Consider the following 13,250-nt stretch of genomic DNA (forward strand, 5'->3'; position numbering starts at 1 on the left):
GATAACGTATGCACCAAAAAGAAAAAGAATTTCGTGATTATTTAAAGGAAATTGCCCTATTAAATGAAGTATTATCATTACTTGGCTGGGATACATCCACTGGTATGCCAAAAGAAGCAACATCATTTCGATCAGAGGTTAAAGGTTATATATCGGGTAAAGCCTTTGAAATGAGTATATCAGAAAAACTAGTGTCATTCTTAACTTATTTTGAAGAACATACAGATGAATTATCTAAAGACGGTTTGTTACTCTTTGAAAAAGTCAAAGAAAATTATGAATTGAACAACAAGATTCCTGTTGAACAATATACAGAATATGCAAAACTCATCACAAAAGCAGAAGATGCTTGGCATCAAGGACGTCTTGCCAAAGATTTTAAACGCTTTGAACCAGTATTAGAACAATGTATCTCTATGATTCGTTCATTTATTCCACTATGGCAAAAAGATGAAAAAACACCTTATGACGTTTTATTAAATAAACACGAGCCAGGTATGACAACTGAAAAATTAGACATTTTATTTTCAGAATTAAGAAATGGTTTAATTGATATTCGTAAAACATTAGAAGAAAAAGGAACACCACCTAGAACAGACTTTTTAACACGTCATGTACCAAAATACCAACAAGATAAATTTGTTCGAGAAATTGCTCGTAAAATTGGATATGATTTCAACAAAGGACGTTTAGATGATACAACGCACCCATTTATGCAAGAATTAAACAGAAATGATGTTCGCATCACAACACGTTGGAACGAACATGATTTTAAAATGGCTGTATTTGGTGTTATCCACGAAGCTGGACATGGCATTTATGAACAAAATATTGATGCTAAATTCGACTATACACCACTAACTAATGGAACGAGTACAGGAATACACGAATCACAATCTCTCTTTTATGAAATGATGATTGGTAGCGACAAAGATTTTTGGAGAGAAAACTATTCTCTATTCCAAAGCATTACAGAGGGAACTTTTGATGATATTGACTTTGATACTTTCTATAAAGGACTACATCATTCACAATCTTCCTTTATTCGCATTGAAGCCGATACATTAACTTATCCTCTACACATTATTATTCGCTATGAAATTGAAAAAATGTTGTTTAATGACAATCTTCCTGTGAGTGAATTGCCACGTGTATGGAATGAAAAATACGAAGAGTATCTAGGTATTATACCAAAAGATGATTTAGAAGGTGTCTTACAGGACGTTCATTGGAGCGGTGGACTATTCGGTTACTTCCCGTCCTATGCTTTAGGATACATGTACGCTGCACAATTACGTCATGCAATGGAAAAAGATTTATGTATGAAAGACGTCTTTAAACAAGATGTTTATTTACCAATTCGAGAATGGTTAACGCATCACATTCATCAATACGGTTCATCTAAAAAACCAAATGAATTGATTTTAAATGCAACTGGTGAACCACTATCATCAAAATATTTATTGGATAGACAACGTGAGATTTATTTTGATGTATATGATATTTAAATAAGATTTTATATTAGAAATCCAGTTAACCGTATTTATATCGGTATTTCTTATTTTATCAATTTATTAACCCCCCGCTAAGCACATAAGGTGCTTAACGGGGGGTTATATATCTTACATATATTTTTCTAAAATTTCTTCTAAGTGTCCTTTTTGATGTAAACCAACAAGTTGGTCAACAATCACACCGTCTTTTTTGATGAGAAGTGTTGGAATACTCATAATACGTAATTCTTTTGCTGTTTCTGGATTTTCGTCAATATCCATTTTTGCAAATGTTACTTTATCACCCAATTCTTCATCTAAAGCATCAATAATTGGTGCTTGCATACGACAAGGACCACACCATGTTGCCCAAAAATCAACTAAAACAAGACCTTTTTCTGTTTCTTTTTCAAATGTTGCATCTGTTAATGATAAAACCATTTTTTTCACTCTTTCTTTTCTTATTTTTTATTAGCATACCACAATCAAAATAGTTGGTAAATAAAAATGCTTACGTCAAAAATAAAAAAATCATGTTGACAAATACGTTTATCAACATGATTTTCACAATATTATTTTTCTAAAATAGATAGCGATAATTCTTGTAATTGAGCTGTACTTACTTCACTTGGTGCCTCTGTCATTGGATCAATCGCTTTACCATTTTTAGGGAAAGCAATTACTTCACGAATATTATTCTCTTTTGCCAATAACATAACCAATCTGTCCAAGCCAAGTGCCAATCCACCATGAGGAGGAAATCCTGAATCTAAAGCTCCCAATAAGAAACCAAATTGTTGTTCTGCTTCTTCTTTTGTAAATCCTAATACATCAAACATTTTTTCTTGCATTTCCCGTGTATAAATACGCAATGAGCCACCGCCAATTTCGTATCCATTCAAAACAATATCATACGCCTCTGCCATCACATCTGCAGGATTTGTTATCAATTTATCCATATCACTTGCTTTTGGTCTTGTAAATGGATGATGCATCGCAACATAACGTTGATTATCTTCATCGTATTCCAATAAAGGCCAATCCACGATCCACAAGAAATGAAACGCTGATGTATCAATCAAATCATGGTCACGTCCTAATTTCAAACGTAATTCACTTAATGATTGTGCCACCACACTCGGTTTATCAGCACAGAAGAATAAAATGTCACCGTCTTCTCCATTCACAACAGATAATAATTCCTCTTTTACATCATTGATAAATTTGGCAATACCACCTGTAAATTCACCATTTTCAACTTTTGTCCATGCCAAGCCTTTTGCTCCATATCTTGCAACAAACTCACCCAATTTATCAACGTCTTTACGTGAATAGGCACTTGCTTGACCTTTTAAGTTCAATGCTTTTACTTGTCCTCCATTTGCTAGGGCATTTTGGAAAACACCAAACTCAACTTTTTGAGCAACTGAAGCAATATCAATCAATTCTAATGCAAAGCGTGTATCCGGTTTGTCATTTCCGTATCTGTTCATTGCCTCTGCATACGACATACGTGGAAATGATGTTGTTACATCAATATTCAATGTATCTTTCATCACTTTTTGCAACATATTTTCAACAGTTTGTTGAATCTCCTCTGCTGATAAAAAGCTTGTTTCTAAGTCGACTTGTGTAAACTCTGGTTGTCTATCTCCCCTTAAATCTTCATCACGGAAACAACGTGCAATTTGATAATATTTATCTAATCCTGCACCCATCAATAGCTGTTTAAACAACTGAGGAGATTGCGGTAACGCATAAAATGAACCGCTATTCACACGAGATGGTACAAGATAATCTCTTGCTCCTTCTGGTGTTGATTTTGTTAAATACGGTGTTTCAACATCAATAAATCCTGCATTATCCAATGACTCACGAATAGATTTTGTCACTTGATGACGTAAACGTAAATTATGCAACATACTTGTACGGCGTAAATCTAAATAACGATATTGCATTCGTAATTCATCTGATGTGTTATAGCCGTCCTCTACTGGAATAGCCGGTGTTGTTGCTGTTGATAAAATTGTTAGAGCATGTGCATGTATATCAATTTTACCGGTATTCATTTTATCGTTGATTTGTTGTTCTTCACGTAAAACAACTTCTCCTGTAATTTCCACAACATATTCTGAACGTAATTTTTCTGCAAGTTTAAATATCTCTGGTTGTGTTTCAGCATTAAACACAACTTGTACAATCCCCTCTCTATCACGTAAATGGATAAATAATAGACCACCAAAATCTCTACGTCTAGCAACCCAACCTTGTACGGTTACTGTTTGGTTGACGTACTTTTCTGTTATCATGCCACAATAATTTGTTCTCATATACCTCTCCTATTGATTAAAATATTCATCTAAAACCGACGTATCCATTGTATTCATACGATACACTGTTTCAAAATTATCGTATAAATCAGTCAATGGTACTTCTACTTCTTTACCTGTTTTAAACACTTTAAGTTTTGCTGTTCCTTTTTGTAATTCTTCTTCTCCAACAATAAGAACAACTTTTGCACCTAATTTATCTGCAAGTTTAAACTGTGCTTTAAATTTTCTATCTAAATAATCTCTATCTGCTGAATATCCTGCTTGTCTTGCCGCTTGTGTTAATTTCAATGTTTCAACAGATGTTTCTTCTCCCATACCAATCACAAAAATATCTAATTCTTGTAAGTTGGGTACCTCAACTTTTTGACTTTCCATCAACAATACAAGACGCTCCATGCCAATACCAAAGCCAAAACTTGATGTTTGTGGACCACCTAGAGCTTCTACTAATCCGTCATAACGACCGCCTCCACAAATGGTTGTTTGTGCTCCAAAAACAGCTGAATTTGTCATCATTTCAAAAATTGTATCTTGATAGTAGTCCAATCCACGTACCATATTTGCATCAATTTCAAACGGAATATTTAGACCATTGAGTAGAGCTTGTACTTTATCAAAATGCTCTTGTGCTTCTGGAGATAAAAAGTCTAAAATACTTGGAGCATTTGCTACAATAGCTTTATCTTTTTCGTCTTTGCTATCTAAAATACGTAATGGATTTTTTTCTAAGCGAGTTTGTGAATCATGACTTAATTGATCTTTTAACGGTGTTAAATAATCAATTAACGCTTGACGATAGCGTTGTCTATCCTCCGTTTTACCTAAAGAATTGATAACCAATTTCACATCTTGAATACCCAATTCTTTAAATAAATCCCACGCCAATGCAATCGTTTCGACATCTGTTGCTGGATTGGTACTTCCAAAAACTTCAGTCCCAATTTGATGAAATTGACGCATACGTCCACCCTGTGGACGTTCATATCGAAACATCGGTGCCATATAGAACACTTTTAATGGTTTTGCATGCTCATTCCCATATAATTTATTTTCAATATAAGCACGCACAACCGGTGCTGTCCCCTCTGGACGTAGTGCGATGTGTCTATCTCCCTTATCGTAAAAATCATACATTTCTTTTGATACAATATCACTCGTTTCTCCAGAACTTCTAGCAAATAACTCATAATTTTCAAATAATGGTGTTCTCATTTCAGAAAATTGATAATCAGACATTAAAATACGTGTTGTTTCTTCTAAATAGTGCCACAAAGGATTATTAACTGGTAATAAATCTGCCGTTCCTTTTGGTTTTTGTATCATATTTTATCTACTTCCTTTCTTTTCTACTTTACAAATATAAATAGTGTACTGACTTACAATAGATTGTCTATTGTGCCAGTCGTTATAGCTTGCTGGCTACGAATGTCGTACTAGGGAGCTTCGCTCCGTAGTTTCCTTACTTAACGTACGTCGCTTTGCTCCTACGGCTTTTTCAAGGATTGGTACTCTCTCGGCGGGCGTATTTCTATCGAAATACATTGTTGCCTCGTTCCGTCCCATATGCGACAGTCGTTACAGCTTGCTGGCTACGAATGTCGTACTAGGGAGCTTCGCTCCGTAGTTTCCTTACTTAACGTACGTCGCTTTGCTCCTACGGCTTTTTCAAGGATTGGTACTCTCTCGGCGGGCGTATTTCTATCGAAATACATTGTTGCCTCGTTCCGTCCCATATGCGACAGTCGTTACAGCTTGCTGGCTACGAATGTCGTACTAGGGAGCTTCGCTCCGTAGTTTCCTTACTCAACGTACGTCGCTTTGCTCCTACGGCTTTTTCAAGGATTGGTACTCTCTCGGCGGGCGTATTTCTATCGAAATACATTAATGCCTCGTTCCGTCCCATATTACATCTGTACGTCGCTTTGCTCCTACGGCTGTAATAAAAACGTCCTTACTAGTTGAACTAGTAAGGACGTTAGAAAACGTGGTACCACCTTTATTTAAAAGCATGTGCTTTTCTCGAGCGTATAACGGACGCTATCCGTAGTAACTTTGCATTACCAATTTCCAGAATGTCTTGATTTTATAGCCACTTGCTTTTTGCACCAACCAAAGCATCTCTTAAAATATAAACTATAAAACTACTTGTTTCTTTCATAAATTTTTAATGTATGACAAAAGTATATAGCATATTGGCTATTCTTGTCAAATTATTTCTTCTCCAATTGTAAAGTAAAGTGCAAAAAAACAGATAATTACTTTCTCTTTTGCGGGGTTAATAACCAAACAATAAAAACAAAGGTTTTCTAGTCAAGGCGAAAAACAAAGTGTGCCTTGACGGGAAACCTGTTTTTATTAAACTATTAATCTACCCGCAATAAAAATAACTCTGCAGGTGTACGATAACCTAATTTACGCCGTATTTTCTGATTTAAGCAGGATTCTATTTTACGAATAGTTGACTTTTTAACGGTATTGATAGATTTACCCTTAGGTAAAAACTCCCGTATCTGTCCGTTATGATTTTCGTTAGTACCACGCTCATAAGATGAATAAGGGTGTGCATAGTAAATGCTTAAATATGTCGATTCTAATTCAGATAACGAGGCGAATTCTGACCCATTATCAGATGTAATACTCTTGAAGGTTGATTTCCTATATTGTTTAAAAATATTCTTTAATGTCCGTAAGACACATTGTGCTGTTTTATCATTCATTTTACGTATAATTGTATAACGTGTTTGTCGTTCTACTAACGTTAATAATAGTGCTTCATTTTTTGTCTTCTTAAATAAGACTAAATCAATTTCCCAATGTCCAAATTCTGTACGATTATTCGCTACGTCTGGTCGATTTTCGATAGATGTACCCATATTTTTCTTGTATGTTTTGGTGTTCTCTTTTTTCGGTCGTTTTCTAATGCTTACCATTTTGGGTAAATCAATTGGTTTGATAGGGATAATACCTTGATGAACAAACGTATAAACCGTTTTCGTACAAGGGACTTTTTCATTAGGATGATTTTGCCGATACCAATGTACAAAGGTATCAATACTATGGGTTCTATATTTTTCAGTAACTACCTGTTGTAAGTCTTTGAAAAATTGTTGACTAAATTTTTCAGTTAAATCATGATGATATTTATTTTGTTGCTTAGCTTTATAGATGTAATGGCTTGTTTCAGCGTAATATTTTAATTCGTCACGTTGGATACCATTTCGATTAACAATTTGATTAACGCTTCCTCGTTTAATTTCTCTATAAATTGTGGATACATTTCTTCCGAGTCGTTCAGCGATATATCGTATTGGCTTTTTTTCGTTTAATAACGTTTCAATTTTTGTACGTTCAACCAATGATAGCTGTTTATATTGTTTTTTTGTGTTATAATTTGTTTTAGACATGATAATGACCTTTCTAATTTTGTGGTGAATCTTAGTAAGTTAATTATCTGTCTTTTTTTGTTTTTATAACACTATTTTGCTTTTGCACTTTATTTTACAACTCGGCCAAATTATTTCTTTAAAACAATTCCTTTACTTTTCAGTTTTTCGATTGTTTTTGCTCCAACACCTTTTAATTCAAGTAATTCTTTTTCTGTTACTTTTTGAAAATCTTTTTTTGTGAAAAGTTTTTTTTCAATAAATTGCCGAGCCACATTTGCCGATAAATCAGAAAAAATCGATTCATCTACTGTCTTTTTCTCTAATAGAGTTAAAGGTTTGACACTTGACCTTTTAGAAAAATGTTTTTCTATCCACTCAAGAACATAATCATCTATACTAAACACACGCATCGCATATTTATCATATAAAATCGCTAGTGACTGAATGCTATTCGGTATATATGTATCAAAATTAAATAATTCAAGATCTGCTAAAGCCTCTGAAAAATCATCTGAAAAAGTCACCATGTGTTTTACATCTCTATTAGCTTTACTTAGTAATGTCAATAATTCTTGTGCTTCTGATTGTCTATCTTCTAAAATAGCCATCACTAATAATGGAAAAATCATCATATCATCGTTTTTAAAATAAGATTGACTATAAAAAAGATTACTCGCTTTTTCCCAATCTGAAAGTAGACAATAAATATACATCAATTCATAACGAGCACCTTGATGATCATTTTTATCTAGTTGAAAATATAATTCTTCAAAACACTCTTTTGCTTTTTTAACCATAAATTGCTTCAAATATTCTTGACCTAAAATATATTTCATTCTTAAATAAGGTCTTTCTTCAAAATATATCCAACCAGCTTGATTTGTTTTTAACCACTTTTGTTTTTCAGATTCTTCAAGTTTTTTTAGTCCTTGAAGAAAATCAATGATATTTTCTTGAGATAACAACATTATTTGTGCATCAATATTATCTGGGTCTAACGCCAAGATTTTGTCACATATTTTTCGTTTTTTACTTCTATTTGGTTCAAACTCTAATTGCTCTAATAAATCATAAATCTCGTCTATCGTATCCATCTCATCACTTTCAAATGCTTCTGAAAAATATGGATTAATATCTTCTTTCTCAATTTGATTTAAAAAGCTTTGAATTGCTTCATCTTCCGTGGTATATAAATGCGCATTTTTTTTCATGAATTGATCTAATCTTTTAAAAATATCCATTTTATATCAACCTTTTATCTTCCTAAGCCTATAGCTTTTTCCATTCTTTTTAATGTTTCATTGGCAATGTCATTGGCACGTTTTGCACCTTCATCTAAAATACGATCTAATTCTTGTGAGTGAAGTAAAGCATTATAGCGTTCTTGAATAGGTTCTAAAACAGAAATAATTGTTTCGGCTAAATCTGTTTTAAATTTACCATATCCTGCTTCACGATATTCTTGCTCCAAATCTTGAATAGAACGTCCAGAAAAAACAGAAAAGATTGTTAACAAATTAGATACACCCGGTTTATTTTCTTTATCATAATATACTAAACCGCTTGAATCTGTTACGGCACTTTTTATTTTTTTACGAATAACACTTGGTTCATCTAACAAAAGCACGTAAGATTTTTGATTGCTGTCTGATTTAGACATTTTTTTCGTTGGATCTTGTAAACTCATAACACGAGCACCCGATGATTGAATAAGCGGTTCTGGTAAAACAAGTAAGTCTTGACCTTGACCATAACGGCTATTAAAACGATTTACAAAGTCACGTGTCAACTCAATATGTTGCTTTTGATCATCTCCAACAGGTACAACATGCGTGTCATACAAAGCAATATCGACAGCCATTAAAGGCGGATAACACAATAAGCCAGCAGAAACCGTTTCTTGTTTAGCCGATTTATCTTTATATTGCGTCATACGCTCTAACTCTCCAATACCGACATTACACAAAGCAATCCAAGCAGCTTGTGAATGTGCAGGAACTTCTGATTGAATAAATAATGTTGATTTTTTAGGATCGATTCCTAAAGCAATATATAAAGCGGCTAATGATCGAGTTTGTTCTTTTAATACGGTTGGATTTTGTGGAACAGTGATGGCATGTTGATCGACAACACAATAGATACAGTCGTACTCATCTTGTAAATCCACAAAATGTTTCATTGCGCCAACATAGTTACCAATGGTTGGAATACCAGTTGGTTGGACGCCAGAAAATATACGTTTTTTCATGTTTTATAATCTCCTAAAACTTGGAATATTCTTTTATTATACGAGAAAATATAGTGTAATACAAACAATTATATATCTAAAACAATTCTTTCAATTTTCTTTTGTTCCAAACCACTGACAGAAACGCCAATCAATCGAATGTTTTTATCCAAATCTCCATATTCTTCCCATAATTCTATTGCTTTTTGAAATAAAAAGTCCTCATTTTCTACCATTTTATCTAATTTTTGTTGACGTGTAATGGTTTCAAAATCTGTATACCGAATTTTAAGTGTTACAATGTTTCCACGTAAGTCTTTTACTTGTAGTTGCTTACTAACAGACTTGGCTAGTTTGCGAATAGCTATTTGGACTTCATTTTCTGTTGAAATTTCTGGATAAAAAGTGTTCTCTCTACCTAATGATTTACGCTTTCTATTTGATTTAACGGGACTATTATCGATACCATTTGCACGTTGCAATAATGAAAATCCTGATTTCCCAAATTGCTGTAATAAACGTGTAGCATCTATTTCTAAAATATCTTTTCCTTTAAAAATACCTTGTTCATGCAGTTTTTCAACAGATTTTTTTCCAACACCATAAAATTTTTCAATGGGTAACTCATTTAAAAAACTTTGTGCTTCCTCAGGTGTAATGGTTGTTAACCCTGACGGTTTTTGATAGTCACTAGCAATTTTTGCTAAAAATTTGTTATACGAAACACCTGCTGAACAAGTCAAATGTAATTCTTCCCATATATCTTTTTGAATACACTTAGCAATATATATCGCACTTTTATACCCTTTTTTATTCTCTGTTACGTCTAAAAACGCCTCATCAAGAGAAAGCGGTTCTATTTTGTCGGTATATCGTTTAAAAATCTCTCGAATTTGTTGAGAAACAGAGGCATATAATGTCATATTCCCTTTAATAAAAACAGCGTTTGGACATAATTCATAAGCTTTTTGAGAAGACATGGCGGAATGAATACCATATTGTCTAGCGATATAATTACACGTGGAAACAATCCCTCTACCATTTGTTTCTTTTGGATGCTGAGCAATAACAACAGGTTTATTTTTTAAACTAGGATTTTCTCGAATCTCAACAGACGCATAAAATGCATCCATATCAATATGAATAATTTTTCTTGATACATCATGATGAAAATGATTAAAAGATAAAACACCAATTTGCATAATGTCACCTCACTAACATCATACATTAAAAGTTTACTTTTTGTCAACTTTTAATTATGGTATTATCCATTTTTTAACGACCTTTTTTTGATATTTTGCTGTTGTTTCAACCTCTTTTTCAACTATTTTATCTTCCATAGATTTTGGAATGTGATATTTGATGAAAAAAATACTAGATTGATTGATAAAGCCGATATTTTCAAAATTTTTATCCGTCAACGTGTATTGTATCCCCTCACGTTTTGCCTCTTGTATATTATCATCTATGGCACCATAATGATGCGTCACAGAGAGTTGTTGTCCAGCTATATCAAAATAATAAAATAGATCATCTTTTCCTAAATACTCAACAACTTCTTCTACTGTATTCGCATCATACAAGCCAATATTTTCGAATGTATCTTTCATATATTCTTGTGAAGCTTGTTTTAATTCTGGATAACTATATGCTTCTCCAGAAAAAAGCAATAATTTGTATTCACGCACAGCTGCGTTAACATATTTTTCTTTTTTAGAAATCTCTTCGTATGTTTTGAAACCTGTATAAATATACACACTTGTTCCAATTAAAAACAATAAAGTAACAAGATTTAAATACTTAGCCCACCGCTTTTCTCTAATATATATTAAACATGGTATCCATATCAATAGTACAGCAGACATGATACAAATGAGAAATGGCATTGTTTCGTACATAAATGTTTCCATTTTCACAAAATGTTCAAACATAGTATTTCCTCCTTTTTTCTAAATTCTAATCCTTTTTTCATTAAAAGTAAATATAAACATATTCACTAGCTCTTCGTTCAATCGTGTTGGTGGGAGTAAGCCATCAACACGATTGAACAGACAATCAAAAAAGCTTTAAATCAACTTGTTAGGCATGTTGATTTAAAGCTTTTTTAACTTTATTTTTATAGACTTATTTATTTTTTACGAATTGTAAATCCTTTGTCGCGTCTGCCGTCTTTTGATTTTCTGTCGTAGCGGTCTGTTCTATCTTGTTTACGATCATTGTATCGACTGCCACCTTTATCATCACGTCTATCACGGTAACGTCTATTTCCACCTTTTTCATGGTTTCTATCATTGTAACGGCGGTTTCCACCGTCACGTCTTGTTTGACGTTTACGCATTGGTAATGGTTTTTCAGGTGTAATATTAACAGGAATTTCTTCTTTATCGCGTGCTAATGTTTTCATTAAAACTGTTGCCAATTCTGTTGGTGTATATTTACTCAACAATACATTCACAGCAGATTCAAAATCAGATAATTCAACATCAGAAATCATTTGATCAACTTGGTCTAACGCAACACGTAGTTGTCCCTCGAACGCTTCTTGACTAGTTGGTGGACGTAAAGGTGTCATACGTTTTCTTGTTAAGTCCTCAATCGTTCTTAAATAATCCATTTCATGTGGTGTTACAAGTGTTACAGACATACCTTCTTTACCGGCACGTCCTGTTCTTCCAATACGGTGTACATAGCTTTCTGGATCTTGTGGTACATCATAATTATACACATGTGTGACACCTGAAATATCTAGTCCACGCGCTGCAACGTCTGTGGCTACTAAAATATCTAATTTACCACTCTTGAATGCACGTAAAACACTCATACGTTTTTGTTGAGATAAATCTCCATGAATCCCTTCAGCTTTATATCCTCTAGCCTCTAGTCCACTAGCTAACTCATCAACACGGCGTTTTGTACGACCAAAAATAATGGTTAATTCTGGAGATTGTACATCAAATAAACGTGTCATAATATCAAATTTTTCATTTTCTTTACATTTCACAAAATATTGATCAATTAAATTAGCTGTCATTTCTTTTGTTTTAATGCGTACATGTTCTGGAGACTTCATGAAAGTCACACCAATACGTTTAATTGCTTCTGGCATTGTTGCAGAAAATAATAGTGTTTGTCTAGTTTCTGGTGTTAATTGAATAATGCTTTCAATATCTTCCAAAAATCCCATGTTCAACATTTCATCTGCTTCGTCTAAAACCAATGTTTCGATATGACTTAATGAAATGGTTTTGCGTTTAATGTGGTCTAATAAACGTCCAGGTGTTCCAACTAAAATATGCGGCACATCTTTTAACTGCTTAATCTGACGACCAATATCACTGCCTCCGTATACAACATTCACTCTAACACGTTTGTCTTTACTTAAACGGAATAACTCTTCTTGTGTTTGAATAGCTAATTCACGTGTTGGGGCAATGACTAATCCTTGAATGACACGATGAGAAGTGTCAATTTTTTCAAGCATTGGTAACCCAAATGATGCTGTTTTTCCTGTTCCTGTTTGTGCTTGGCCAATAACATCAGCACCAGATAATGCCAACGGAATCGTTTGTTCTTGGATAGGAGTAGCCTCCTCAAATCCCATATTTTTAATGGATTTTAAAAGGATATCACTTAATCCTAATTCTGAAAATTTCATATATTACCTCTCTCTTTTTTAAATAGAGAGTTTTTCTTGTTTGAAACGCTCTTCACGTAAAAAAATGGCTCGGTACAGACCAAGCCTTTATCTAAAAACTTAAAACTCTCTTTTGTTCCTATAACAGTATAACACAAATCACCTAATAAGCAACTA

General features: G+C 33.4%; 10 protein-coding genes and 1 other annotated feature. Of the genes, 1 reads left to right on the forward strand and 9 read right to left on the reverse strand.

What is annotated here, in order from left to right; translation table 11 throughout:
• Positions 1-8 precede the first annotated feature (8 nt).
• A complete protein-coding gene (locus H1220_04165) occupies positions 9-1,508 on the forward strand; it encodes a carboxypeptidase M32 (protein QMI86547.1) in 1,500 nt (499 codons plus the stop codon).
• Positions 1,509-1,622: 114 nt separating this feature from the next.
• On the opposite strand, the gene trxA is transcribed toward H1220_04165, so the two are convergent.
• The 9 genes from trxA to H1220_04210 all read right to left on the reverse strand — a co-directional run bounded on the left by trxA (position 1,623) and on the right by H1220_04210 (position 13,094).
• Positions 1,623-1,934 (reverse strand): thioredoxin, encoded by a 312-nt coding sequence (gene trxA, locus H1220_04170; protein ID QMI86548.1) that lies wholly within the window; start codon positions 1,932-1,934, stop codon positions 1,623-1,625.
• 131 nt (positions 1,935-2,065) lie between these two features.
• Positions 2,066-3,823 (reverse strand): aspartate--tRNA ligase, encoded by a 1,758-nt coding sequence (gene aspS, locus H1220_04175; GenBank protein QMI86549.1) that lies wholly within the window; start codon positions 3,821-3,823, stop codon positions 2,066-2,068.
• A 9-nt stretch (positions 3,824-3,832) separates the two neighbouring features.
• Complete coding sequence (locus H1220_04180) at positions 3,833-5,149, reverse strand: histidine--tRNA ligase (protein ID QMI86550.1); 1,317 nt, start codon at positions 5,147-5,149, stop codon at positions 3,833-3,835.
• Positions 5,150-5,791: 642 nt separating this feature from the next.
• Positions 5,792-5,993: a binding site (T-box leader), on the reverse strand.
• Positions 5,994-6,189: 196 nt separating this feature from the next.
• Positions 6,190-7,230, reverse strand: a complete 1,041-nt coding sequence (locus H1220_04185; GenBank protein QMI86551.1) for an IS30 family transposase — start codon at positions 7,228-7,230, stop codon at positions 6,190-6,192.
• A gap of 110 nt (positions 7,231-7,340) precedes the next feature.
• Complete coding sequence (locus tag H1220_04190; GenBank protein QMI86552.1) at positions 7,341-8,423, reverse strand: hypothetical protein; 1,083 nt, start codon at positions 8,421-8,423, stop codon at positions 7,341-7,343.
• 44 nt (positions 8,424-8,467) lie between these two features.
• On the reverse strand, positions 8,468-9,460 hold the full coding sequence (trpS, locus tag H1220_04195; GenBank protein QMI86553.1) for a tryptophan--tRNA ligase: 993 nt from the start codon (positions 9,458-9,460) through the stop codon (positions 8,468-8,470).
• 68 nt (positions 9,461-9,528) lie between these two features.
• Positions 9,529-10,641, reverse strand: a complete 1,113-nt coding sequence (gene dinB, locus H1220_04200) for a DNA polymerase IV (protein ID QMI86554.1) — start codon at positions 10,639-10,641, stop codon at positions 9,529-9,531.
• Between the two features lie 54 nt (positions 10,642-10,695).
• Positions 10,696-11,370 (reverse strand): hypothetical protein, encoded by a 675-nt coding sequence (locus H1220_04205; GenBank protein QMI86555.1) that lies wholly within the window; start codon positions 11,368-11,370, stop codon positions 10,696-10,698.
• Positions 11,371-11,567: 197 nt separating this feature from the next.
• Positions 11,568-13,094, reverse strand: coding sequence for a DEAD/DEAH box helicase (locus tag H1220_04210; GenBank protein ID QMI86556.1), 1,527 nt, complete (start codon positions 13,092-13,094; stop codon positions 11,568-11,570).
• Positions 13,095-13,250: the final 156 nt, after the last annotated feature.

This window comes from Carnobacteriaceae bacterium zg-84 (genome assembly GCA_013874835.1).
In the GTDB taxonomy this organism is placed as follows: domain Bacteria; phylum Bacillota; class Bacilli; order Lactobacillales; family Aerococcaceae; genus WM01.

Bases quoted from the DNA above. Each gene is read 5' to 3' on its own strand.
- H1220_04165 (QMI86547.1), top strand. From the start codon at position 9: ATGCACCAAAAAGAAAAAGAATTTCGTGATTATTTAAAGGAAATTGCC.
- trxA (QMI86548.1), bottom strand. From the start codon at position 1,934: ATGGTTTTATCATTAACAGATGCAACATTTGAAAAAGAAACAGAAAAA.
- aspS (QMI86549.1), bottom strand. From the start codon at position 3,823: ATGAGAACAAATTATTGTGGCATGATAACAGAAAAGTACGTCAACCAA.
- H1220_04180 (QMI86550.1), bottom strand. From the start codon at position 5,149: ATGATACAAAAACCAAAAGGAACGGCAGATTTATTACCAGTTAATAAT.
- H1220_04185 (QMI86551.1), bottom strand. From the start codon at position 7,230: ATGTCTAAAACAAATTATAACACAAAAAAACAATATAAACAGCTATCA.
- H1220_04190 (QMI86552.1), bottom strand. From the start codon at position 8,423: ATGAAAAAAAATGCGCATTTATATACCACGGAAGATGAAGCAATTCAA.
- trpS (QMI86553.1), bottom strand. From the start codon at position 9,460: ATGAAAAAACGTATATTTTCTGGCGTCCAACCAACTGGTATTCCAACC.
- dinB (QMI86554.1), bottom strand. From the start codon at position 10,641: ATGCAAATTGGTGTTTTATCTTTTAATCATTTTCATCATGATGTATCA.
- H1220_04205 (QMI86555.1), bottom strand. From the start codon at position 11,370: ATGTTTGAACATTTTGTGAAAATGGAAACATTTATGTACGAAACAATG.
- H1220_04210 (QMI86556.1), bottom strand. From the start codon at position 13,094: ATGAAATTTTCAGAATTAGGATTAAGTGATATCCTTTTAAAATCCATT.